21 protein-coding genes are annotated in these 22,477 nt (G+C 66.8%); 7 read left to right on the top strand and 14 right to left on the bottom strand.

Translation table 11 applies throughout. The features are described from left to right. Positions 1 to 5 precede the first annotated feature (5 nt). Genes ENSA5_RS09470 through ENSA5_RS09460 form a run of 3 tightly spaced genes read left to right on the top strand, consistent with a single transcriptional unit; the run spans position 6 to position 1,602 of the window. Positions 6 to 533, top strand: a complete 528-nt coding sequence (locus ENSA5_RS09470) for a hypothetical protein (RefSeq protein ID WP_106391309.1) — start codon at positions 6 to 8, stop codon at positions 531 to 533. Next, the gene (locus tag ENSA5_RS09465) at positions 530 to 1,084 is read left to right on the top strand and encodes a hypothetical protein (RefSeq protein ID WP_106391308.1); all 555 of its coding nucleotides are present in this window, start codon (positions 530 to 532) and stop codon (positions 1,082 to 1,084) included. The genes ENSA5_RS09470 and ENSA5_RS09465 overlap by 4 nt, the downstream gene beginning before the upstream one ends. Further along, positions 1,084 to 1,602 (top strand): hypothetical protein, encoded by a 519-nt coding sequence (locus tag ENSA5_RS09460; protein WP_106391307.1) that lies wholly within the window; start codon positions 1,084 to 1,086, stop codon positions 1,600 to 1,602. Before ENSA5_RS09465 ends, ENSA5_RS09460 begins: the two co-directional genes overlap by 1 nt. Positions 1,603 to 1,686: 84 nt before the next feature. Here the strand turns inward: ENSA5_RS09460 and ENSA5_RS09455 are convergent, their stop codons facing one another. The 7 genes from ENSA5_RS09455 to ENSA5_RS09430 form a co-directional block, all read right to left on the bottom strand. Beyond that, complete coding sequence (locus ENSA5_RS09455) at positions 1,687 to 2,607, bottom strand: hypothetical protein (RefSeq protein WP_146155510.1); 921 nt, start codon at positions 2,605 to 2,607, stop codon at positions 1,687 to 1,689. Continuing rightward, entirely contained in the window at positions 2,604 to 3,581 is a 978-nt protein-coding gene (locus tag ENSA5_RS09450; protein WP_106391305.1) for an efflux RND transporter periplasmic adaptor subunit, read from the bottom strand. The genes ENSA5_RS09455 and ENSA5_RS09450 overlap by 4 nt, the downstream gene beginning before the upstream one ends. Then, positions 3,578 to 5,755, bottom strand: a complete 2,178-nt coding sequence (locus ENSA5_RS09445; RefSeq protein ID WP_258182802.1) for a peptidase domain-containing ABC transporter — start codon at positions 5,753 to 5,755, stop codon at positions 3,578 to 3,580. Before ENSA5_RS09445 ends, ENSA5_RS09450 begins: the two co-directional genes overlap by 4 nt. Continuing rightward, entirely contained in the window at positions 5,755 to 7,179 is a 1,425-nt protein-coding gene (locus ENSA5_RS09440) for an efflux RND transporter periplasmic adaptor subunit (RefSeq protein ID WP_181197562.1), read from the bottom strand. The genes ENSA5_RS09445 and ENSA5_RS09440 overlap by 1 nt, the downstream gene beginning before the upstream one ends. A gap of 121 nt (positions 7,180 to 7,300) precedes the next feature. Next, positions 7,301 to 7,456, bottom strand: coding sequence for a hypothetical protein (locus ENSA5_RS37325; RefSeq protein WP_181197561.1), 156 nt, complete (start codon positions 7,454 to 7,456; stop codon positions 7,301 to 7,303). A gap of 131 nt (positions 7,457 to 7,587) precedes the next feature. Continuing rightward, entirely contained in the window at positions 7,588 to 8,715 is a 1,128-nt protein-coding gene (locus ENSA5_RS09435) for an MvdC/MvdD family ATP grasp protein (RefSeq protein WP_106391303.1), read from the bottom strand. A 553-nt stretch (positions 8,716 to 9,268) separates the two neighbouring features. Beyond that, positions 9,269 to 9,511, bottom strand: a complete 243-nt coding sequence (locus tag ENSA5_RS09430; protein WP_106391302.1) for a hypothetical protein — start codon at positions 9,509 to 9,511, stop codon at positions 9,269 to 9,271. A gap of 143 nt (positions 9,512 to 9,654) precedes the next feature. On the opposite strand from ENSA5_RS09430, the gene ENSA5_RS09425 reads away from it, so the two are divergent. Further along, the gene (locus ENSA5_RS09425) at positions 9,655 to 11,166 is read left to right on the top strand and encodes a transposase (RefSeq protein WP_106391301.1); all 1,512 of its coding nucleotides are present in this window, start codon (positions 9,655 to 9,657) and stop codon (positions 11,164 to 11,166) included. Positions 11,167 to 11,715: 549 nt separating this feature from the next. Here ENSA5_RS09425 and ENSA5_RS09420 read toward each other — a convergent pair. Beyond that, entirely contained in the window at positions 11,716 to 12,765 is a 1,050-nt protein-coding gene (locus ENSA5_RS09420; RefSeq protein WP_181197560.1) for an IS110 family RNA-guided transposase, read from the bottom strand. Positions 12,766 to 13,064: 299 nt separating this feature from the next. After that, positions 13,065 to 13,334: a hypothetical protein gene (locus ENSA5_RS09415; RefSeq protein ID WP_106391299.1), complete on the bottom strand. Its 270-nt coding sequence runs from the start codon at positions 13,332 to 13,334 to the stop codon at positions 13,065 to 13,067. Positions 13,335 to 13,976: 642 nt separating this feature from the next. Between ENSA5_RS09415 and ENSA5_RS09410 the strand changes: the two genes are divergently transcribed. Both ENSA5_RS09410 and ENSA5_RS09405 read left to right on the top strand, forming a co-directional pair. Then, complete coding sequence (locus tag ENSA5_RS09410; RefSeq protein WP_181197559.1) at positions 13,977 to 14,909, top strand: hypothetical protein; 933 nt, start codon at positions 13,977 to 13,979, stop codon at positions 14,907 to 14,909. Between the two features lie 101 nt (positions 14,910 to 15,010). Further along, on the top strand, positions 15,011 to 16,144 hold the full coding sequence (locus ENSA5_RS09405; RefSeq protein ID WP_106391297.1) for a hypothetical protein: 1,134 nt from the start codon (positions 15,011 to 15,013) through the stop codon (positions 16,142 to 16,144). 70 nt (positions 16,145 to 16,214) lie between these two features. On the opposite strand, the gene ENSA5_RS09400 is transcribed toward ENSA5_RS09405, so the two are convergent. The 5 genes from ENSA5_RS09400 to ENSA5_RS09380 all read right to left on the bottom strand — a co-directional run bounded on the left by ENSA5_RS09400 (position 16,215) and on the right by ENSA5_RS09380 (position 21,825). Further along, the gene (locus ENSA5_RS09400; protein ID WP_146155507.1) at positions 16,215 to 16,832 is read right to left on the bottom strand and encodes an MvdC/MvdD family ATP grasp protein; all 618 of its coding nucleotides are present in this window, start codon (positions 16,830 to 16,832) and stop codon (positions 16,215 to 16,217) included. A gap of 553 nt (positions 16,833 to 17,385) precedes the next feature. Then, positions 17,386 to 17,808, bottom strand: coding sequence for a hypothetical protein (locus ENSA5_RS09395; protein WP_106391295.1), 423 nt, complete (start codon positions 17,806 to 17,808; stop codon positions 17,386 to 17,388). A 38-nt stretch (positions 17,809 to 17,846) separates the two neighbouring features. Beyond that, positions 17,847 to 18,422: a TetR/AcrR family transcriptional regulator gene (locus tag ENSA5_RS09390; protein ID WP_106391294.1), complete on the bottom strand. Its 576-nt coding sequence runs from the start codon at positions 18,420 to 18,422 to the stop codon at positions 17,847 to 17,849. A gap of 489 nt (positions 18,423 to 18,911) precedes the next feature. Further along, complete coding sequence (locus ENSA5_RS09385; protein ID WP_146155506.1) at positions 18,912 to 19,769, bottom strand: hypothetical protein; 858 nt, start codon at positions 19,767 to 19,769, stop codon at positions 18,912 to 18,914. Positions 19,770 to 19,854: 85 nt separating this feature from the next. Further along, the gene (locus tag ENSA5_RS09380; RefSeq protein WP_181197558.1) at positions 19,855 to 21,825 is read right to left on the bottom strand and encodes an IgGFc-binding protein; all 1,971 of its coding nucleotides are present in this window, start codon (positions 21,823 to 21,825) and stop codon (positions 19,855 to 19,857) included. 90 nt (positions 21,826 to 21,915) lie between these two features. On the opposite strand from ENSA5_RS09380, the gene ENSA5_RS09370 reads away from it, so the two are divergent. Beyond that, complete coding sequence (locus ENSA5_RS09370) at positions 21,916 to 22,356, top strand: CBS domain-containing protein (RefSeq protein WP_106391291.1); 441 nt, start codon at positions 21,916 to 21,918, stop codon at positions 22,354 to 22,356. The last annotated feature ends 121 nt before the right edge of the window (positions 22,357 to 22,477 follow it).

Below are 22,477 nucleotides of genomic sequence, written 5' to 3'. Positions count from 1 at the left end.
CCCCGATGAGCGAACCAAGCCCCACCCGTGAGCAGATCGAGCGCGAGCTCGTGGCCCTCGGTGAAGCGTCTCCGAACGCGACCGAGCTCGCGCTGCTCGAGCGCGAGCTCGACGACGAGCCCGAGGTCGCGAGCATGGCCCGGCTGAGCGAGCTCGCCGAGCCCCTCGCCTTCGAAGATCTGTCCGAGCTCGAGACCCAACGCGCGTGGCGCAAGATCGAAGAGCAGGTCGGCTCCAATCCCGACCGCGACGAGGCCATCGCAGCCCCGGCTGCGTCGAGCCCGGTTGGCGGCAGCACCCGCGGGAGGCTGCTCGCCGTCGCGGGCCTCGCCGCCGCCGCCGTGGTCCTCGTGATCATCCTCCCGCAGGAGCGCGAGCAACAGGCCGAGGGCCCGAGCGCCAAAGAGGTCGCCGAGCTCAGCGAGCAGGTCCGCTCGACGCTGCGGCTGCTCGACGACGGCAAGACCGACACCGAGCGCGCGGCTGCGCTCGCGGCCGACTACGAGCGTCGGCTCGAGGAGCAAGGCGGGTGAGCTCGCGCCTCAATCGATTCGGCGGGGGCTCGGCTCTCGCCCTGGCCGCGGCGCTGGTGCTCGGCGGCCCGCTCGGGTGCTCGCCCGAGACCGACGCGCCCGAGCCCAGCGCCCTCGACACCCGGCTCGAGGCCCACGCGGTCCTGAGCGGCGCGCCGACGCCCGCCGGCCTCGACTACGTCCGCGCCGTCGCCCACGCCCACCGCCAGGCCGACGAGAGCAGCGACCCCCGGGCCGCCCTCGACGTCCTCCTCGCCGCCCTCGACCGCTCGCCGCCCGCCAACGACGGCACCGCCGAGCTGCTCCACTACGAGCTCCTCGCCCGCAGCGGCGAGCTGCTCTTGACCCTCAAAGACCACGGGCGCGCCCGGCAGCTGCTCGAGCCGCGCCTCGCAACCGAGCTCTCGCTACCGATCGACCGCGCGTCGGCCCGCTGCCTCGTCGCCCTAGGTGACGCGGCCGCCAACACCGGCGACCATGCACTGGCCATGAGCTCCTACACGCGCGCGCTCGAGATGCTCACGCTGCTGCTCGAGGAGGTCGAGTCGTGATGTCCACGCCCGCCCCCCTTCGCTCGCGCCTCGGCCTGGCCACCTTGCTCGGCGTGCTCGCGTGTCTCGGCGCCAGCGCCTGCGACCAACGCAGCGGCGGCGGGACCGTGGCCCCGGGCGGCGATGGGATCGACTCCGAGCTTCAGCCCGAGGGCGAGTTCGAGGGTGAGTCGATCGACGAGCTCTCGCTGCGCCTCGACCGGCTCGTCGAGCAGCAAGATCAAAAGGTCAGCGCCAGCGACAAGGACCCCGCCAAGTGCGAGGAGCTGTGCGAGCTGTCCCGGGCGATCTGCGAGGTCAAGGCCAAGATGTGCGAGATCGCCGACGAGCGCGTGGCCGACGACGAGTATCAGGACTTGTGTCGGGTCGCGAAGCAGCGGTGTGAGCAGGCGTCGCGCAGCTGTGTTCGGTGCGTGCGGCATCACCAGCGGACGGGTCAGTCCGGCGGCATCAAGTCCGGTGGTCGGGAGCCCGAGCCGGCCAGCTGCGAAGGCCAGCCGGCGAGCGTCGAAGACTGAGCCGCACGGGGCCGTCGGCGGGGGGTTCTTTGCACTCGCAGTTTGAACTCGCTCAACCCGACGCCAGGTCCCGGGGGCTCGTGCTCACTCGGCCGATGTCTTGGCCGGGGCCGCCGCTGAGATCGTGTCGACCCAAAATACGCCGTCGTAGCCAAACTCGTCAGCGTCCGGCCAACGCTCGATCGCCCAGCTGGGACCTTCGCTCGCACCCGACAGCTCGGTCGGGCCGCAGCCATCGGACATGCAGATCCACGCGCTCCCGCCGTGGTGACGAAGATCGAGGCTCGAGGCGTCGGGCCGCGCGGCGTGGATCGAGCCGCCCATCGGGCGAGCCTCGGGATCCCAGGGCAGACCTTGGACGGTGCGGTTGTGCAGGTTGCCCGAGAGCGTGACGGTCAGCGCGTCGGGGTGGGCCTCGGTCTCGGCGAGGATCCGCGTGGCCATGGCCGCGTCACGCTCGTTCCACTCGTGCTCCCCGTCGACGTCAAAGGTGAACACCGCGATCGGCCGCCCCGCGGCTCGCCACTGGCGGGCGCGCTCGATCAGCCCCGCGACGGCCTCGCTGCTTCGGCCGTCTTGGTCCTCGCGCTGCCAGTGGGCTCCCGCCAGCAACGCGGCGCGGTCGGACTCGAGGCCCTCACTCGCGAGGTAGCTCTGCACCGCGTCGGCCTGCGCGGCTGGCAACTCCAACCCCAGGTGGACCTCGAGCCCCATCTCCAAGCCCTGACAGACAAAGCCGCCGACGAACTCGGCGACCTCGTGGGTGCCGTGAATCTCGCCAAAAAGGACCAACGCGCCGGCCTCGGTGAGCGCGCCTGCGCCGTCGATCGGCGGGCCACAATCGAGCGGCCTGCCACAATCGGTCGACGGGCCACAATCGAGCGACAGCGGCGCTGGGTCTACGCTCGCCGCCCGAGCCGTCGGGCGCTCAGCCGGCGTACACGCGAGGCTCGATGCAGTCAGGATCGATGCAGTCAGGATCAGCGGGTGAAGTCGGGCGCTCATGGGGCTGCTCGTTCAGACTCGATGGGCGCCCCGATACTAACATGACACCCCTGCCCGACCATCAACTCAGGTGCGTCGACGAGGTCCATATCCTGCAACTCGGCCTCCACGAAGATCATCTGAGACGCGAGGTTGAGCTCGGGCGCGAGGTGCCGGACGACGCCCGGCACCCGCTCGCCGCGGGGCACCAGGGCGACCGTGATGGGGTCCCCCGGTGCGATATCACCGAGGTCTGCGACCGGCACGGCGAAGCGAACCCAAAGATGATCGACGGCGGTGACACGCACGACGAGATCCCCGGTCCGAACCAGCTCACCTTCGTCCCGGTACCAACTGGAGATCTTGCCGGAAAACGGCGCGACCAGCTGACCGCTCTCACGCTTGGCTCGCAGCCCGGTCAGCGCCGCTTTCCCCTGGCGCAGCTCGGCCGCGGCCTTGCGCTGGTTGGCCTGGGCGAGCTCGAGCTCGAGCCGCGCGCGCTCACGCTCTGCCTCGGGGCTGACGCCAGCGTCAGCCAGCGCCGTCTCGCGCCGATCTTGGCGGTCCGCGTCGACGGCCGAGATCTGCCGCTGCGCCAGATCGGCGCTGTAAACATGCAGCGCCGCTTGGGCGGCCTCGAACTCCGCGTCGAGGCCCGCAACCTCGACCTGAGCGAGGAGCGTACCGGCCTCGACGCGGGTCCCGATCGGTAGCTGAACGCCGGTGAGTGTGCCGCCGATCTCGGCTGACAAGTCGACGGCCTCGCGCGTAATGATGACACCAACATGCAACTTCTCGGCACGCGGTCCGGCGCTCACCGACTCGCCGGGCTCGGCGCTCTCGCCGGGCTCCCCGATCTCCCCCGACTCCCCGGTCTCCCCCGTGTGTCCCGGCCTCGTGTTCGCCAGCATTGGCTGATCTTGCGCGCGCGACAGGCCACAACCCAAGGCGGGTATCAGCGCCGACACCAGCGCGACACGAACCACCAGGTTCACGACTGCGCCTCGACGAGCGAGAAGTAGCGCCCTCGGGCCCGGAGCAACTCATCATGGCTGCCGCGCTCGATGATCCGACCGGACTCCATGACCAGGATCTTGTCAGCCTGAGCGACGGTGCTCAGCCGGTGGGCGATCACGATCCGCGTGCACGCCCGGGCCTGAAGCCGGGTCATGATCGCGTGCTCGGTCTGGGTGTCGAGCGCGCTGGTGGCCTCGTCGAATAGCAGGATCGCCGGATCACCGACGAGCGCCCGCGCGAGGGCTACCCGCTGGCGCTCGCCGCCAGACAGGACATCGCCGTCATCTCCGACCAGGGTCTCGTAGCCCATCGGCATGGCGTTGATGACCTCGTGGATACCAGCCTCGCGCGCGGCCGCGATGATCCGGTCTCGGCCGACGCCGGGGGACCCCAAGGCGATGTTGCTGCGGATCGAGCCGCCAAACAGATGGGGTTTTTGCATGACGATCCCGAGCTGCCTGCGCAAGCCTCGGGGATCGAGCTGCGCCAGCTCCTGGCCATCGTAGCGAATGCTCCCCGCGCTCGGTCGGTACAGACCCAAGATCAGCTTGGCGAGGGTCGACTTGCCCGACCCCGAGCTCCCGACGATCGCCACACACTCACCCGCTGCGATGTCGACGTCGATGTCCGTGAGCACCGGGACGTCCCCAGCGTCATAGCTGAAGCGGACCCCAGACAGCTCGATGCGCCCAGCCAAGCGCGGACACGGACGAGGCCCCGCGACCAGCCCCAGCCCAGGGGTTGCGTGGACCCGCGGCTCGGGCTCGGCCGCGAGCACGTCGTCGATGCGATCGACGTAGCCCCGCAACAGCTGGATCTGCAAGGCGGTCTCGACCAGCGTGTCGAGCGGCCCAAGGAAGCTGGCACACAGCGCGGCGAGTGCCAGCATCGCCCCGAGGCTCAAGCTGTCGTTCATGACCAACACCGTCCCGGTCGTGAGCACCATGAGCGGGGCGAGGGTCGTAAACCCGCTGCGCAGCGCGTCGGTCAGGACCGTGAGCCGGCCACGCTCGAGCGCCACGTTGACCTCGTCGACGAATAGGTTCGACCAGCGCTCGACCGCGGCACCCTCGGCCCCCTGGGCCTTGAGCGTCTCGATCCCGCCGATCATCTGAACCAAGAAGCTCTGAGCGTGCGCGCGGGTCTCGAGCTCTTGCGCCGCCAACTCGCGAAAGCTGCCGCGACTGAGCAGGAACACGCCAAGCTGGGCCAGCCCCAAGACCAAGACCAGCGCGCCGAGGGGTGGACTGGCGAACGAGATGATGGCCAGATAGACGAGCACAAAGGGCCCGTCGAGCATCGCCGAGAAGGTGCTCGCGGTCAGGATCTCGCGGATCGTCGCGTGGCTGTTCACACGCATCATTAGATCGCCTGCGGAGCGGCGCTGGAAAAAATCGAAGGGCAGCGAGGTCAGGTGATCGAGGAAGCCGAGGCTCATCTCGAGGTCGAGCCGGCCGCGGAGCTGCAAGAGCATGTGTCCGCGGATCAGCGCCGAGGTGACCTGAAACAAGACCATGATCAGCAGCCCGCCCGCGACCGCGACCAGCATGTCCATGTCGCTGCGCGGGACCACACGGTCGACCACGAAGCCGGTCAGCAGCGGGAGCGAGAGCGCGAACAACCGGAGCATCAGCGAGGTCACGGCGATCCGAATGATCGCCTGGGGCTGGATGGCGAATTTTCGCAGGTGCATCCACAGCCGACTCGGCTCGGAAGGGCCGTGGTCTGACGGATCGCCAAAGCTGCCCCCAGGCTCGAGCGCGAGCGCGACGCCAGTAAACGAACGACCAAAGCGGGCCGGCGAGACCGTCCGCCGACCAAAGGCTGGGTCGACGATCTCGATCCCGCGCGCACCGATCCTCTCGAACACGACGAAGTGATTGAAGCCCCAGTGGAGGATCGCCCCCGCCGGCAACAATTGTAGATCGTCGATGTCGACGCGCAGGCCCCGACCGCGCAGACCCAAGAGTTCGCCAGCTCGCAAAATTGCCGCCGCGTCCGCGCCGTCGCGGCCGACCCCCACGGCCTCTTGCACCGTGGCCAGGGCGACCCGCCGCCCGTAGTACGCGAGGACCATGCTCAGGCAGGCCGCCGAGCAATCACCCGCTTGCAGCTGGCGGACAACGGGAATTCGCCGGCGACGTCGGGCCACTAGATCTCCTCCAAGCTGGGGATCAGCGCCTCGAGCACGCTCGTCGTGCGAACCTGGATCTCCGCGCGCCCGCGCATGCCGTCGTGGTAGCGGAACCGGGCCGCCTTGGATTCGAAGTCTTCGCTCGGTAGCGCGGCACGAACCAGGACCACGGGGCCCGTGATGCTCATGTCGTCAGCGACCTCTGGCCCCAACACGCGCAGGGCCTCGCTCGGGCCCACCACATCTTCGTAGACATGGTCGACGCGCAGGGCCCGGTCGGCATCGCGGTAGCCGTCGATCTCGAACACCAGGGGCATCCCAACCTCGATGCGCGGCCGATCGTCACCGGGCAGCAGCGCCAGTACGTGCGGCTGGGTCTGCTCGCTGGCGATCGTGAGCAGCACTTCGCCGGCCGCGAGCGCCTGACCGGGCCGGGCCCGGACGTCTCGGATCACGCCGGCCGCCGGCGCGCGGATCAGGTGCTCGCGCAAGCGCCAGGCCGTACGCTCTCGTTCGGCGCGCAGAGTCGTGACCGCGCGCTGGGCTGCGACGTCGCCCGGGTCGCGCAACAGGTTGCGAAGCTGGAGCTCGAACTCACGCTCGAGCCGCTCGGAGTCGGCCGCGTCGTCGACATCGTGGAGCCGGACCAATTGCTGGCCCGCCTCCACGCGGTCGTTGGGCGCGACGAACACCTCGACCACGCTCGCGTCCGTCAGCGCCGTGATCTGAGTGCGACCGCCGAGCCGAACCAAGGCTGGGCCCGAGCTGTACTCGCCGACATCGACCAGACACAGGTACGCGAGGGTAGCTACGACGAGGCCGACGACGACGCGATACACGACGCCGAGCCAGGGCGAGGCCAAGCGCAGGACGGGGCCCTGGCTGTGGCCGCCGCGGTAGGCCTCGAGCGCCTCTGCGCGATACAGGTAGGCGGGGTCGCTGTCCTCGCCCCCGACCTCGAGGGTCGCGCCGGCGTCCAACACGGCCGCGAGCGCCAACCGGTCGAGGATCGGGGACAAGCCATGGCCGAGCGCGGTCAGCCGCCCACGCGCGCGCGCATCAAAGCGCTCGCGCGCAGCTTCGCGGATGACGATGAGGACCGCGTGCGCGCTGCGATCGGGCGCGGCGGCGGCGACCGCCATCGCTGCGACTCGCTCGTCGCCTGCGCCTCGCGGATCGTCTACACACGCCGCGTAGGCAGGGTCTTGTTCGGCGCGAGGGGCGGTGACCAACTCGCGCCCGAGCAGCGCGGCGCCGGCCAGCCCGCGGGTGGCGTCGACCTCATATTTGTCGTCGACCGCCGACCACAGCGTCCCGTCGTCGCTATCGTGAAAGCGAAGGAACGCCCGGTCGCCGATCCAGTCCATCGCCAACTCCTCGACGATGCGTGTCAGGTCGTTCGGATCGTCAGCCGCCGCCGCAGCGCGCAACGCAACCAGCATCGCCCGGGCGTAATCGGGGTCTGTCTCCAAAGTCCAGGCCATCGCGGGGCAGCGGGGGTCGAGGGGACGCCAAAAAAAGCGGCCAGGCAGCGCCCGGAGGCCCCGCCTGGCCACACGAGGCCTACTGCTGCTGTTGATCGCAGTCGTCGGCGCCGCCACAGCTGCAGCTGGTCGTGCCGCCCGTGATCGAGTGAAGCTCGTCCGAGGACAGCTCCTTGGCCAGGCGGCGACCGAGGATGCGATTGCTGTTGTCTTTGTTCTTGTTGGGCTTTTGCATGGTTGTTTCTTCCTATCGTTACGTGTTCACGTCATTCACGGGACACCCCGTGAAACTCGTTGAAGAGGCGCTGCCATGCCTAAAGACGAGAAGGGCTGAGTCGAGCGCGCAGCGCTCGATTTAGGGCTAGGCTAGGCAGCTGCGTCACCGCGGGGCTCGTCCGGGAGCAGGAAAACGTGGGGCCGATCGACGTGTCGTTCGTCGATGGCGGTGTGGACGGCCTCGTCGCAGAAGTCCTTGAATCGCAGCCCTTCATTTGGCCGGGGTGCTCGCCACTGGAAGTCCGGACGGCCCTGGATCAAGAGCTCGCAAAACGCGTCCAGCAGCGGCATCTCCGGGGCCAACTCCTCCAACCATAGGAACTGCCCCATCTGGTTGACCTCGAGAAAGACGTGGTTGTTCTCCGGGGTCACGATGAAGTCGAAGCAGGCGAAGACCAGCCCGAATGTGCGCATGAGGGCGCGACAGGCGGCCTCGACCCCGGCAGGCAACACGCCGACCTCGGTAGCCACGGACCGTGTCTTGATCCGCCAATCCACCTCGGCGCCGTCGACGGCCTGCGAGCCGATCTTGGCGACAAACACGTGGTCGCCCATGAAGGTGACCCGGAGCTCGTGATCCTTGGCGAGCCGGGGTTGAAAGATCCCGGGCGTCAGACGCAGGATCTCGTCGGATGGGAGCGCGTCCTCATCGACGACCGCGGTGAACAGGTAGGCCGCGGCCCCGTCGCCAAGGTCCCACTGGGAGGTCGCAAAGGGCTTGTAGATCGTCTGGGTTGGCTCGTTGGCGCGGATGAATGAGCGGATCCGCTGGGGATCGTTGCTCAGCAGCGTCGGGGGGACGTCAAGGCCGACGCGGCGGGCCGCGGCGAGCTGGGCTGGCTTGGACTCCGCGCGGCGTGCCGCGCTGCGTGGGTTGATCCAAAATCCGGTCCTGGACAATGTATCCCAGACCCCTTCGAGCACGCTTCGCCACTCCTGGACCGCGAAGGTGTGGTCGCCGGGGTGCATGGTGCTCGGGAGCACGGGGCTGGCCGGGCGCCGCAGCCAGACCACATCAAAGGCGCCGTGGTGGTTGATGTCGACCCCCTGAAGCTCGAGCTGCGCTTCGCTGGATCCCTTGTAGCTCAACGACAGGGTCTGCTGGGTCGGCAGGTCGCTGGCGTACCAAAGCACCGCTTCGTGGCCCTTTGTTGCGAGGGCCGATGCGACGGCTTTGGCGTGAACATCGTGACTCTGGGTGGGAATGAGGACCTTCATGCAATCTCTACCGCTCGGAGCCAACTCGCGGACTGGGGCCCCGACCGTGGTCGAGGTTGATCTTGGCGATGTCGCTTGCGGGTGAAACCACATGTTCGGCGAGCCCCCCGCGCCGCATCATCGCCGAGAAAAAATACCGGCGAATCTTCAAGACGCAAACGAGCTACCGATTAAATTTATCTACAACCTGACATTACTCGATATTGGGCGGGGCGAGGGCCCGCCCCGACCAACGGGTGGGTGAGCGGTAGACTGTCGCGCAAGGCATGACCCCCTAGCAGCCCGGGGTGCAATGCATCGTGTCGCCTCGCGCCGGAACCTTCGCCGAGGGCGCGAAGCCAAAACGCCGCTGTACCGGGCGTACTGCAAGTTTTGGCGACAAAGCCCTCGGCGAAGAGGCCAAGCGAGGCGGCGCGAGGGATTGCACCCCGGGCTGCTAGCACCCATTGACCGTCGAATATGAGCAGATGCGGTCACCGTCAGACAACCCCGGAACGGGCAAGGTGGCGGAGCTTCGGACCGAAGGGACCGCCGCGGCCTTGACCGAGCGGGCCTACGAGGCCAGCGCCTGCGTCCCCCTGAGCCGGTAGAGGTTCAGGGCCGAGAAGATCACGATCGCAGCGGCGATGTAGACCAGCGGCCACTTGGGGCTCACTCGCAGGAGGAACTCCGAAAACAGCGCCCCGACCATGACCGCGCCGCCCAACAGGTTGGACGCGCCCACGAGATACACCGACTCCTTCTTCTTGGGGAATTCCTTGTTGGAGATCAGGTAGAGGCCCGCTTTTGCTCCCACGACCGGAGGCCCCTTGGGGCCGACTCGAAGCTGAACACGCACCGCTCGGTGTGTGCACGCCGGAAGTGGCCCGGTTCTCGGCCACCTTGCTGACTCACGCATGAGCGCTGCAACGCGAGACCGCGACGGCCGAGTAGCTCGTCGTGGGATCCGGCCCCGCGGCATGCTCGGCGCGACGCCGAGACGGCTACGAGCGCCGTCAACCGGAGCAGACCCTGCTCTACCAAGTCGTCGCGCAGCATTGGGCGAGCTTTCGCGAGCGCGCCGAGCAAGCCGGTGGTTTGCCCGAGTTCATCGTCGACGAGTTCGAGGCGTACCTGCGTTGCGGTATCCTCGAGCACGGCCTCGCGCACTTCGCTTGCCGTCGATGCGGCTCCTCGACGGTCGTGGGGTTTTCCTGCAAGCGTCGCGGATTTTGTCCGTCATGCCTCGGCCGGCGCATGTCAGACATCGCCGCGCATCTCGTCGACGAGGTGTTGCCCGAGGTCCCGGTCAGGCAGTGGGTCTGCTCGTTGCCATGGCGGTTGCGCTACGCGATGGGCTACGATCGTCGGCTCTGCGCCGACGTACTCGCGGCGTTCATCGGTGCGCTGCGACGCTCGCTTCGTCGCCGAGCGAAGCTCGAACTGGGATTACGCTCGGTCGACGACGCGCAGATCGGCGCGCTCACCTTCGTCCAGCGGGCCGACTCCTCGCTCCGCCTCAACGTCCACTTCCATACGCTCGCGCTCGATGGCGTGTACGTCCGCGATGACGCAGGCTTGCCACGTTTTCACGCCCTCTACGCTCCCAGCCCCGAGCAAGTCGCCGATGTCGCCCGCTGGACTCACGAGCGACTGGTCCGCGTGTGCGAGCGCCATGGTCGTTCGCTCGACGACCTCGACGACACCACCGACGAGCTCGCGCTCGAGCAGCCGGCGCTCGCCGCTTGCTACGGCGCTTCGGTCAGTGACCGCCAGCTGCTGGGTGCCGCGGCAGGCCAGCGGACTCGCAAGCTCGTGCATCCGGTCTGCGAGGTCCCTGCACCTGGTGAGGCGCTCGCCGACGTCGGCGGCGTCAACGTGCATGCGGGCCCAGCGATCGATGGTCGAGATCGTCGCCGGCTCGAGCGCTTGTGCAGGTACGTCGCCCGGCCGCCCGTCGCACAGGATCGGCTCGAGCTCGCGCCCGACCGTCTGCGTCTCTTGTACAGGTTCAAGCGTGCTTGGAAAGATGGCACACATGCGGTGGTCCTCGAATCGCTCGACTTCATCGCGCGGCTCGTCGCCCTGATCCCACCGCCGCGCTTCCACATGTTGCGTTACCACGGCGTGCTCGCGGCTCACGCCAAGCTGCGCAGCGAGGTTGTCCCGGGCCCCGCCCCCGAGCCGGCCGAGCCCACGCAGCTGAAGCTGTTGTTCGATGGCGAAGCGACCGAGTTCGAGCCCGGCACGAAGCCTCCGAGCCGTCACCCTTGGGCCTGGCTGCTGCAGCGAGTGTTTGCGGTCGACATCATGGTCTGCCCGGGTTGTCGCGGGTCGCTGAAGCTGGTCGAGAGCGCCAACGAGCGCGACACGATCGCGCGAGTCCTCGCCACCGTTGGGCTCGGGCCGAGGCCACCACCGCCACCCAGGCCGCCGCTTCCCGGCCAGCTCGAGCTAAAGTTCGCCGCCTGAGCGACGCGACCCCAAACAGGTTGCGATGGCGTCGCCGTGTCTCGAAGGGTGAGCTCGACCAGGCCCGGCGCGAGGTCACTCATGGAGATCGCCGAAGTCGCTGATGGCCATCACCCAAGGGGGGTCGCTCGCCGGACCCGGACCCGGACACTTGCCCGAGACCCCGCCCGCCCGGCATCGATGCGTGTTTCTCGCCATCCAGACCGGCGTCTCTCGCTGCCAGACCACCGTTCGGAAGTCCTTCCATGATGCCTCTCAAGGTGAATTCGTTGCTGATCGGGAGTGGTCAGTCGCAGCCTTCGACTCCAGGCACGGCGAAGCCCGCGCCTCGATATCGAGACGATCGGTGCCGCAAAATCAGGAGTCACCATCCTTCCATACGTGCTCGAGCTCGAGGCCCGGTCACAAGTTGCCATGCGAAAAAGTGGGTCGGCCAACCTTTCCGGGGGTGTACTTTCCGGGGGTGTACTCCCACCGAGGTGAGAGCCCAGGACATCCACGGCCTGACCCAAACTGACTTCGCTGATCGGCGGCGGCCTTGATTGAAACTCAGTTGGTGTTGCACCTCATTCGCTTGGGGTCGTACTCGGTGCCGTCGCGCCAGATGTGAAACGCGATGTTCAGCATGTAGCGCGCCAGGGCGGTCAGCGCGATCTTCTTCCGGCCACGGCTGCCCCGGATCCGCTCGAGGTAGGCGCGCAGTTCGTCGGCGTTCTTCGTCCTCGGCCGTGAGGCGATGTGGGCAGCCTGGACCATGATCGCCCGCAACTCGCTCGAGCCCTCCTTCGTGATATGGCCAATCCTGGCCGGGCCACCTGTTTGACTGACTGTCGGCACGAGGCCAGCGTAGGAAGCCAGCTTACGTGCATTGGAAAATCGGTTGATCTCTCCGATTGCCGCATAGATGTTTGCGGAAACGAGATCGCCGACACCGGGGATTGTCCGCAACCGTTGGACGACATCGATAGCACCGGTTCGTATGCTGATCTTCTTGTCAATGTCCGCACATTCCTCGTTGAACAAGGAGATCGCGCGCTCGCAGAGCCCGAGGCTGTCGAGAAGGTCGGTGTCCGCACCGTCGGGGTGCTCGAGGATCTCGTCGATCTTCTTCCTGATCTTGCTATTGCCGGGGCTGACCCGGACTCCGTACGACCGCAAGATCGCCCGAGCACGGTACTGCCAGCGCTTGCGATCGCGCATGACCATACGACGGCGAGCGAGCAAGCGGCGCAGCTCGCGGACCTCGCCGTTGGGGATATAGACCGGGTGCGGCGTCATCCCCGTCTGCAGCGCTTTCGCTATCCAGTACGCGTCGCGCTTGTCGGTCTTCTTGCGTGACGCGGCGATCATGCGCAGGTGGTTCGCGTTGAAGGCCTGGATCGTCACGCCAGCGGCGGAGATCGCGTCGTGGACGAGATACACCTGCCCACCGACCTCGTGGCCAGCGAGGAGCTCGTCGTCCCTACTGAGCCTCGAGGCGAGCTCGCACAGGGCGGGGTAGGTCGTGGGAGAGCGTCCGCGGTCGATCTGTTCGCCTGACTGGTCGAGCAGACACCAGACACTTGCGGATGAGTGGACGTCGATGCCAAGGTACCTCACGTGTTCCTCCGTTCGGGTCGAGGCTGCAGAAGGCAGCGCCTCATCCCGAGTTTGACCTCGCGGCCGACCGCTGGCAGATCCGCGGTCTAGCCCGGCTCGAACGTGAGGGACGCGTTGCGCGCCTCACGTCGCCGCACCTGCATCATGGCACCTTTCCGCCGGGTGACCCACATCGGCTGGTATTGGGCAGGTCATGAGGTCGACGGCGAACACCCGCCGCAGCAACCACGCCCATGGCGTGCCTCGACGGCGGCGCGGTCGTGTCAAGGATCGGGTGACTTGATCGCGGTCAGATCGGCCTACTTGATCCCACGGCCCGCCGCCTCCGCGGGTGCGGTGTTTTGGACCTCCCGGCCCGAGCTCGAGACGATGTCGCGCGGGTCCTCGCCAACGTCGGCCTCGGGCCGCGGCCGCCACCACGTCCGCGGCCAGCTCTGCCTGGCCAGCTCGAGCTCGACCTGGCCGCTTGACGGCACGACCAACTCGCCCTGTGCGTGACGGGGACTCGCGCGCTCGCGCAGCGACAGCCCCAGCGACCGCCAGCGACGGCTCGCCGAGCGTGACTTCACGCACAGCGAAGTGTCTCTTGGCGCTCTGCCCCCCGCCTGCACCACAACACACTCTCCACCACCCGAGGGCACCTTGCTCCTCCTCGGAGCCCCCGACCCCTGCTGATGTGCCCTAACCGCCGGCGGCCGAGAGGGACAAGGCCAAGCACGCGCTCGAGGTCCTGCTCGGGGAGCACGACGGCGACGAACGACGCGAGCGCCACACGCCCGAGTCGCTCAAAGAGACCCTGGTCGAGCTGCGCAAGCGACGGTACGGTTTTTGACGTTGCTCGTGATCGGAAATGCGTTGACTGGACGTGTCTCCGTCTGGTATTCAGTCTCCATGATAAGAATCGCATCCATCCATCCTGCTTCTGGGGTTCGTGCTGACGACCGCCTGTAGCAATGAAGATGTGGCTGAAGGCATCGAACCCACCCTCGGCGATGCGACAGGGGGGTCCGAGACAGGCGATCCGCCAATAGATCCCGCCTGTTGGGAGCCAGACGGAGGATATGAACCTGCTGATCCAACGCTGTTCCAGTGTGTCGGCCAGGGCGGCGGCGAGTTGGAGTACTTTGTGTGTGAGAGTCTCGCATGCGCAGCAGAGGATGCGGCCGCGTGTAACTACTCCGCGTCGGGAGATTGGCAGACTGATTCCCAAGTTGCTGGTCCGTTTCCGTTTCCGCCCGAACCCCCTGAAACCGATCCAGACGCCCGAGCATGTTGTGAAAGCGATGCCACCGTGTCCGAGGCACGTTTGGGGGTGCGGGGCGGATTGTGCTCGGGCCGCGTGCAAGCAGGCGATTACGACGCTCGAGCAGGCCTACGACGACGCTGCTTCGGATCCTCCACCATTGTGCGGCGCCGGATGTATCGGCCGGACTCAAGACAGCCTCCAGACCTGGATCGACTACCTCGAGGTAAACTTTGACACTTGCGTAGAGGCGAGCCTCTCAGGACAGCCGTTCGTGTTGCCCACGCCCCCCATGGTCGAGGCGCAAAGTGGGGCGCTGACATGCGGAAGGTTAACACTGGATTGTACTCTCGATGAAGAGACCGACCCCTACGATCTGGAACAAACGTGTTCGACCAGCCTGAACGAGCCGCTGGTCCCGTCTCCGTTGATCTTGGGCTGCGATATCGATGGTGATATCGAGATCGATGGACTCGCCGGGAACGACTTCACTACCTTCGAGGGCACAGTAGTCTTGAGTCGGCAGAGCCCATGCACGAGCGGGTCGTGTTGGTTCAGCATCGACAGCCTCGAGATCGAAGCCGACAGTTTTAGTGACAGTGGCTATGTTGGCCGCGGCATGGAAGCGTCGCTTGCGCACCATGGGTTCGGCCAACTCGACAGCAGCACGGACGAGGGGGAGATTGCGGTGGCCATGTTTGGCCTCGACGTGACCTTGGATGGGGAAACACCTACCCAGTCATCGCAGATCTATTCATTCGAGATGGGCAATAGTGACAGTGCAATTTTCGAAGTTTCGTCGTCGCAATTCGAGATTGTCGATGCCTACTTTGAATGGGACGACTACGATCTGACAATCACATCAGATCTTGCAACCTGCACCTGCCTCAATTGCTCCTAGTTGAGTTCCCCATGCGCACACCCCGATCGAAGCCCCGGTCTGGCCCGCTGGGCGTGGCCCGCAGCGGGGTTCTCTGTGCGCTGGCGTTCACGCTCGCGTGCATGGATACGGATGACGGGGGCGAGGAGCCGCCGGCCGAAGCCAGGGGTCCCGACTTCGACGTGCGGTACCAGACCAAGTACGTCGACATCGCACCCGGCTTTTCACAGCCGGTGTGTCGGGGCAGCCTCGACGAGATCGACCGCCACGTCGAAGTTGTCGCCGACCTACTGGGCATCAGCGTGGAACAGCGAGTGCTGATGTTCTGGTACAACCAAAACGCGACCGGGGCCATGGCCGAGAACTCCGAGCTGTGCGATTGGTGTAGCTCGGGTTGTGGCGGTTGCGCGTCTACTGATGCCACACACGTGAGGAATCGGAGCCTCCATCACGAACTAGTCCACGCAGTCGCCTTACCCACCTGGGGGCGGAGCGACACGTTGTTCGAGGAGGGGCTCGCCATGGGGCTCGATCGCGTCATCGGCGAATATGAGGGCATCAACTCGATCTACAACCTCGACCTGCTCGGCACCACCAAGCCGAGTGATGTCGCCGGGTCCGGCCAGCACGGCGGCGCGCACTTCTCACGCTGGCTGATCGACCGATTTGGCCCGGATGACCTGCGCCAGATGTTCGAACGGCTGACTGGATCCTCGACCAAAGCGGAGGTGTTCGCGGCTGTGGAGGAGGTCTACGGCTTGCCGTTCGAGGAGCTCGAGGCCGAGTACTACGCGACCGCGCCATTGGCCTACCCGCTCCCGGGCCTGTGCGAAGGCCTGGTCCATGTCCCGTGGGAGGATGGCCGCTGGGAGTTCGAGGCCTCGTCCGATTGCGACCAGCCACACATGTTTGGCCCGGCCGACGATGGCAGGAACTATGCTGTGGCCACGGTCGACATCCTGCCCGAGCATGTTGGCGAGTCGCTGGCCGTATGGGTCCCCTCGGACGTCTCGGCGCTCGCATGGCCGTGCCTCGACCAGCCGATCTACGACGTGGATCCGGCGGTGCTCGGGCGTTCGCTGTTCGACAATTCGATCCTGCCTCCCGTGTTCACCATGGCGATGCGCTACCGAGTCGAGGTCCCGATCGACGACTCGGAAGATGTCCACCTGCGGCTGTGTCCGAGCAACGGTCTGGACCCGAGCCACCACCCGATCGACAGGACGGTCGATCCCGAGAATTGTCTGGGAGATTGAGCCCGGCCTCGATCTTGGGTTGGCCACGAGTCGCGACGACGCCCGCGCGGGGCGAGCTTCGTCGCGTTCGTCAGGCGGCGAATTCGAGCTCGAGCTGCCCAGGCGGGGCTGCTCGCGGTCGCGGCGGAGTCCTCGGCCCGAGGCCGACTTTCGCGAGCACACGGGCGATGTCGTCGGGAGTGTTCGCTACCTTTTTTAGCGACATGGGCCCCATGCACCTCGGGCAAGTCAGAACGTCGACGGCAAACACTCGCTGCAGCATCGGGGGGACGTCAAGGCCGACGCGGCGGGCCGCGGCGAGCTGGGCTGGCTTGGACTCCGCGCGGCGTGCCGCGCTGCGTGGGTTGATCCAAAATCCGGTCCTGGACAATGTATCCCAGACCCCTTCGAGCACGCTTCGCCACTCCTGGACCGCGAAGGTGTGGTCGCCGGGGTGCATGGTGCTCGGGAGCACGGGGCTGGCCGGGCGCCGCAGCCAGACCACATCAAAGGCGCCGTGGTGGTTGATGTCGACCCCCTGAAGCTCGAGCTGCGCTTCGCTGGATCCCTTGTAGCTCAACGACAGGGTCTGCTGGGTCGGCAGGTCGCTGGCGTACCAAAGCACCGCTTCGTGGCCCTTTGTTGCGAGGGCCGATGCGACGGCTTTGGCGTGAACATCGTGACTCTGGGTGGGAATGAGGACCTTCATGCAATCTCTACCGCTCGGAGCCAACTCGCGGACTGGGGCCCCGACCGTGGTCGAGGTTGATCTTGGCGATGTCGCTTGCGGGTGAAACCACATGTTCGGCGAGCCTCCCGCGCCGCATCATCGCCGAGAAAAAATACCGGCGAATCTTCAAGACGCAAACGAGCTACCGATTAAATTTATCTACAACCTGACATTACTCGATATTGGGCGGGGCGAGGGCCCGCCCCGACCAACGGGTGGGTAAGCGGTAGACTGTCGCGCAAGGCATGACCCCCTAGCAGCCCGGGGTGCAATGCATCGTGTCGCCTCGCGCCGGAATCTTCGCCGAGGGCGCGAAGCCAAAACGCCGCTGTACCTGGCGTACTGCAAGTTTTGGCGACAAAGCCCTCGGCGAAGAGGCCAAGCGAGGCGGCGCGAGGGATTGCACCCCGGGCTGCTAGCACCCATTGACCGTCGAATATGAGCAGATGCGGTCACCGTCAGACAACCCCGGAACGGGCAAGGTGGCGGAGCTTCGGACCGAAGGGACCGCCGCGGCCTTGACCGAGCAGGCCTACGAGGCCAGCGCCTGCGTCCCCCTGAGCCGGTAGAGGTTCAGGGCCGAGAAGATCACGATCGCAGCGGCGATGTAGACCAGCGGCCACTTGGGGCTCACTCGCAGGAGGAACTCCGAAAACAGCGCCCCGACCATGACCGCGCCGCCCAACAGGTTGGACGCGCCCACGAGATACACCGACTCTTTCTTCTTGGGGAATTCCTTGTTGGAGATCAGGTAGAGGCTCATCGAGTAGCCGAGGATCACCACGGTGAGCGTGATCCCCGTAAAGATCCGAAAGAAGGTCGGATCGATCCCGAGCGGCTTCGCCATCTCGATGAACGCGGCAACCGAGATCGGCCAGGCAAAGAGCTTGGAGATGGCGAACCTCACCAAGACCGCGGCGTTGAAGAAGTGGGTGAACATGAAGAATTTACTCATTTGATCTCACTTGGGTGCCGCAGCGCGGCGACGAAGGGTTATTGGAGGGACTGGGCCGCGATCCTTCGGTCGAGCCGTTCGAACTCGCGCTTCATAATCGATGCATCACAGAAGGTATGCGTGAGCAGCGAGGTCCCCTGCATGGCCGCGAGGAGCTCGATCGCCCGGATCTTCGCCTCATCGCAGGGGAGCCCCAGGGCTTCGTATTGAGCGGCGACCCAATCCCGCTGCACACGCAAGAGGTCGCCGGCTTCGGTCGCAAGGACGCCCTCGGTCTTGCCGAGCTCCTGGGCGATCGTGCCGTAGGGGCAACCGTAGGTAGCGACCTGCGTGCGGGCTTCGCCGGCCCGACGAATGAACTCGCGGAGGCGCTCGCGCGGGTCGGCGATCGTGGCTTCGATGTCGGCGGACCGAGCCTCGATGTTGAGCCGGCGCTGCGCGATGACGGCGCGCGCGAGGTCTTCCTTGGTCTTGAAGTAGTAGTAGACGTTGCCGAGGGGGACGCCGGCGCGCTCCGCGATGTCGGCCAGAGACGTCCCCCGCAGCCCCTGCTCGTAGAGCACCTCACAGCCAGCAGCAATGAGTCGCTCGCGCTTGTCGGACCTCCTCGCCATAGTTAGTTGTCTAACTTAGTTGTTGAGTGGGCGCAAGCCAAGCGGCATGGTCTCGCTCCCGATCGCGGGTCTCAGGCCCGGAGCGTGGTCTCGGCGGCCCGAGCGCTGGTGGGTGCGCCCTCGACACCGAGGCACCCATCGCCGCCCGCCCCGGAGCTCGTGAGAGGTCCGCGTAGTCCTACCCGCTCGCCGACCGACTCGCTCGGCACGTTGGCGCAGGAGTGGCCGCCGAACAGGGCGACGGGCTGGCGACGATTAACAGTCTCCTAGCAGCCCGGGGTGCAATGCCTCGCGCCGCCTCGCTTGGCCTTTTCGCCGAGGGCTTTGTCGCCAAAACTTGCAGTACGCCCGGTACAGCGGCGTTTTGGCTTCGCGCCCTCGGCGCAAATTCCGGCGCGAGGCGACACGATGCATTGCACCCCGGGCTCCTAGCACCTGGGGGCCGAGCGCAGCGAGGTTGTCGGGCCGCAGGCCCGAGTCTTGGAGACGTTAAAGAGACTCGAAGGTGCAGATGCCCCGATGGTTGCCCTCGCCGTCTGGGCTCCCGTGGGGTTGGCAGCGGGCGCCGCACTGACACTGGTTGCCGCCGAGCACGGTCGAGTCGACGTAGCACGCGCTCACGCAATAGTTGGTGTCGCCGACGCTGAGGTAGCAGCTGCCCTGGGCCGAGGTCTGGCTGTGGTCGGGGCAGAACTCGGCGAGGCCAGCACACGCAGGCGCACACACACCACCGGGGATGCCGAAGGGGTTTTGCAGGGGCAGCTGCAGCTCGCCGTTCCAGTCGGGGCACTCGCCAGCTTCGATCGGGCCGTAGGGTTGGTCTGGATCGAGCTCGGCGAGACTGCAGGATTCCTCGTGGCACGCGCTCTCGGTCGGGACGGCCTCGAGCGCGGTCTCGAGCTCTGCGATGCACGTGGTGTAGCACGCTTGGGCTTCCTCGTCGGTCGACCCGCACCAGCACGAGCCGCCCTCGCCGTACTGCTCCTCGACGATCTCGCGCTGGTTGGGCGCGAGCGCGGCGATGCAGCTGACGAACTGCAGACACGGGTCTGGGGCCTCGAAGCAGTCGCCGTCGCCAGTGGTGGTGTCGCCGTCGCCGTCGCCGTCGCCGTCGCCAGTGGTGGTGTCGCCGTCGCCGTCGCCGTCGTCACCGTCGCCATCGCCATCGCCGCCGCTGGTCTCGAACCCGCTCGGAAGGCAGTAGCCGGACAAGCACTCCCAGCCCGGCGGACACATGCCGTTGACGCACGCGTAGGCGAGCATGGTCCCCTCGGAGCCCGAGTTGCAGGCAAAGATGGTCAGGCCAGCGAGAAACGCCGCGGAGAAGACTGTTCTGTGAGCTCGCATCTCCCCAGTCTACACCCCCCGCGCTGATCGCAGAGCTGCGACTCGGCCCCCCCTGGCGAACGCGTCGCCAAACGCGCAGAGCGGCCTACTGCGGGTTGATCTGCTCGAGCGCGAGCCCGCCCGGGTAGCCGTAGCTCGCGTAGGACGCCTGGCCGCTGACGATGATCCCAAACCCGTCGCTCGCGCTGGCCTCGTTGGTGCCCGATGAGCACATCGCCTCGCCGGGGTTCATGTCGATCACCGCGTAGTCGTACCCGCTCGCGCCGATCGAGGTCCAGCGGTTGTCGGGCACGACCCCGAGGCACTCGACGGTGACCTCGGTCCCGGCCGGGCGCACGAGCTTGGCGAAGTCGTTGGTGTAGCTCGAGTCAACGAGGAACACGTAGTCCTGCTTGTACTGCTCGACCGCGACCATCTGGACCATGTAGGGGTCGCCCTGGCCGCCCGCGCTGCTGCCCCCGCGCATGTAGCCCGCGACGAGGATCGGATCGTCGGCGGAGATGTAGAAGTCCTGCAGCTCGTCGAACTCGACCAGCTCGCCGGCGTTGAGCACGGTCTGGGCGCCGATGCTGACGGCCGGATCGAAGTTGATCGTGGTGTTGTCCTCGGCCGCGACGATCCGCCAGCGCATGGTCTCGTTGCCCCGCGGCGGGTTGCGGGCGGCGACGTAGTTGGTGCCCCAGGTCTCGAGCGGGAACAGCTGCTCCTCGACGTGGTCGCAGGCGCCGACCGACTCGGTCGGGACGTTGGCGCAGGAGTGGCCGCCGAACAGGGCGACGGGCTTGTCGGCGCTGATCCGCGAGCCGGTCAGGTTCTGATCGTCGACGCCGATCTGGATGTAGTCGTAGCGGTTGATGACCACCTCGGTCGGGACCCCGGCGGTCATCGCCGGGAGCCCGTTTTGACCGGCGCCCGTGTTGACCTTGGGCGTGATCGTGATCGTGGTGTCGTCCTCGGTCGCGATCACGTTCATCGACGAGCCGTCGCCGTGACCGCGGTTCCAGCCGAGGTGGATGTAGTCCTGGCCGAGGGTGTGGGTCGGGAGCAGCAAGGAGGCGTCGGTCGTGAAGCCCGAGGCCCCGCCGATCGGGTTGAACTGGGTCGCGAGCACGGGCAGGCTGGTCTCGATCCGGAAGGCCTTGCCCTGGCCGACGCCGTTGCCCAAGAAGCCCGCGTCCTGGCCGTTGTAGTAGCTCATGTAGCCGTTGTGCGAGCCCGAGAGGTTGAAGACCTTGGCCTCGCGCGGGGCGACCTGGTCGTCGATCAACATGGTCTCGTTGCCGTTGCGCTTGTCCCAGATCGTCACGTCGGTCGGCGTGTCGAAGCTCGGGTTCGAGACCACGACCGAGTAGGTGTAGGTGTCGCGCGGCGGCAGGTTGGACATGTCGACGGCCCAGAACTCGCAGCCGACGTTGGACTTGGTCGCCTCGGCGAGATCGCAGGCGCTGACGCAGCTGCCGTTGAGGCACGAGTCGCCGGGCGGGCAGTCCATGTCTTCGCCCCACATGGTCCCCTCGCCGTTGCAGACGTGGTAGCTGTCGCCGTCGACGCAAGCGCTCTGGTCGGGCGCGCAGATCAGGTTGACGCACTCCCCCTCGACGCAGATCCCGGGGTCGCAGGGCTCGGGCGCGTAGCCCGAGCAGTCCTCGGTGCAGGTCTCGATGTTGTCCATGTCGGTGCAGCCGCCCTGCTCGCCCGGGACGCAGGCACAGGGCTCGCACGCGTCGCTGACCTCGTCGCAGAAGGTCCCCTCGGGGCAGGGGTCGGGCTGCCACTGCCCGCCCTCGCAGATCTCGTGGCCGTCTTCCTTGCACTGCTCCTCGCCGTCGACGCACTCGCCCGGATCGCCGTCGCCGTCGCCGTCGCCGGGGTCGCCGTCACCGTCGCCGCCGTCGCCGTCGCCAGTGTCGGCGCTGGTCCCGTACTCGTCGCCATCGGTCCCCGTCCCGCCCGAGCTCAGCGTGTTGCTGTTGCTGTTGCTGCCCGAGGCCTCGGCCGAGGTCCCGTCGTCAGCGCAAGCCGCGAGCGTGAACAAGAGAGCAAGGGGTGCGGACAACCGGTCGAAGTACATGGCCACAAGAGTCCCAGGATTGGGGCAGTGACACAATTGCGACGCCCATCCGCTGGTTGGAGATTTTCGCGGCCCATGCGAGAGTCCGGCCTCGCCATGCGCCGGATCCCGCGGATCAAGTCGGTCATGACCGCCTTTCCCTACTCGATCGCCCCAACGGCGAGCCTCGAGGACGCGGAGGCGATGATGCGAGAGCACGACATCCGCCACCTCCCGGTCTGTGACAATCACCTCGTCGTCGGGATCCTGTCCGAGCGCGAGATGCGGGTCGCGCTGAGCTTGCGTGAGCAAGGCACGCTGACCGTGGCCGAGGTCTGCACCAAGCAGCCGCTGCTCGTCGACCTCGAGCAGCCGCTCGACGCCGTCGCCACCGAGATGGCCGCGCGCCGGGTCGGCTCGGCGATCGTCCTGCGCGGTGACAAGCTCTCCGGCATCTTGACGACCACCGATGTCTGTCGGCTGCTCGCCGAGCTCTTGCGCGACGACGCCACCGACGAAGACGACGACGTCGCCTAGCAGCCCGGGGTGCAATGCATCGTGTCGCCTCGCGCCGGAATTTTCGCCGAGGGCGCGAAGCCAAAACGCCGCTGTACCGGGCGTACTGCAAGTTTTGGCGACAAAGCCCTCGGCGAAAAGG

Origin of the sequence: Enhygromyxa salina (genome assembly GCF_002994615.1) — a bacterium.
Classification (GTDB): Bacteria; Myxococcota_A; Polyangia; order Nannocystales; family Nannocystaceae; genus Plesiocystis; species Plesiocystis salina_A.
Note: the sequence above shows the minus strand (reverse complement) of the source record. Positions and strands in the feature narration are given on the sequence as shown.

Coding starts and splice junctions, on each gene's coding strand:
- ENSA5_RS09385 (WP_146155506.1), bottom strand. CDS start 19,769: ATGCGAGCTCACAGAACAGTCTTCTCCGCGGCGTTTCTCGCTGGCCTG.
- ENSA5_RS09440 (WP_181197562.1), bottom strand. CDS start 7,179: ATGCTGGTTGCGTTGCGCGCTGCGGCGGCGGCTGACGATCCGAACGAC.
- ENSA5_RS09435 (WP_106391303.1), bottom strand. CDS start 8,715: ATGAAGGTCCTCATTCCCACCCAGAGTCACGATGTTCACGCCAAAGCC.
- ENSA5_RS37325 (WP_181197561.1), bottom strand. CDS start 7,456: ATGCAAAAGCCCAACAAGAACAAAGACAACAGCAATCGCATCCTCGGT.
- ENSA5_RS09395 (WP_106391295.1), bottom strand. CDS start 17,808: ATGAGTAAATTCTTCATGTTCACCCACTTCTTCAACGCCGCGGTCTTG.
- ENSA5_RS09470 (WP_106391309.1), top strand. CDS start 6: ATGAGCGAACCAAGCCCCACCCGTGAGCAGATCGAGCGCGAGCTCGTG.
- ENSA5_RS09390 (WP_106391294.1), bottom strand. CDS start 18,422: ATGGCGAGGAGGTCCGACAAGCGCGAGCGACTCATTGCTGCTGGCTGT.
- ENSA5_RS09370 (WP_106391291.1), top strand. CDS start 21,916: ATGCGAGAGTCCGGCCTCGCCATGCGCCGGATCCCGCGGATCAAGTCG.
- ENSA5_RS09455 (WP_146155510.1), bottom strand. CDS start 2,607: ATGAGCGCCCGACTTCACCCGCTGATCCTGACTGCATCGATCCTGACT.
- ENSA5_RS09400 (WP_146155507.1), bottom strand. CDS start 16,832: ATGAAGGTCCTCATTCCCACCCAGAGTCACGATGTTCACGCCAAAGCC.
- ENSA5_RS09405 (WP_106391297.1), top strand. CDS start 15,011: ATGGATACGGATGACGGGGGCGAGGAGCCGCCGGCCGAAGCCAGGGGT.
- ENSA5_RS09460 (WP_106391307.1), top strand. CDS start 1,084: ATGTCCACGCCCGCCCCCCTTCGCTCGCGCCTCGGCCTGGCCACCTTG.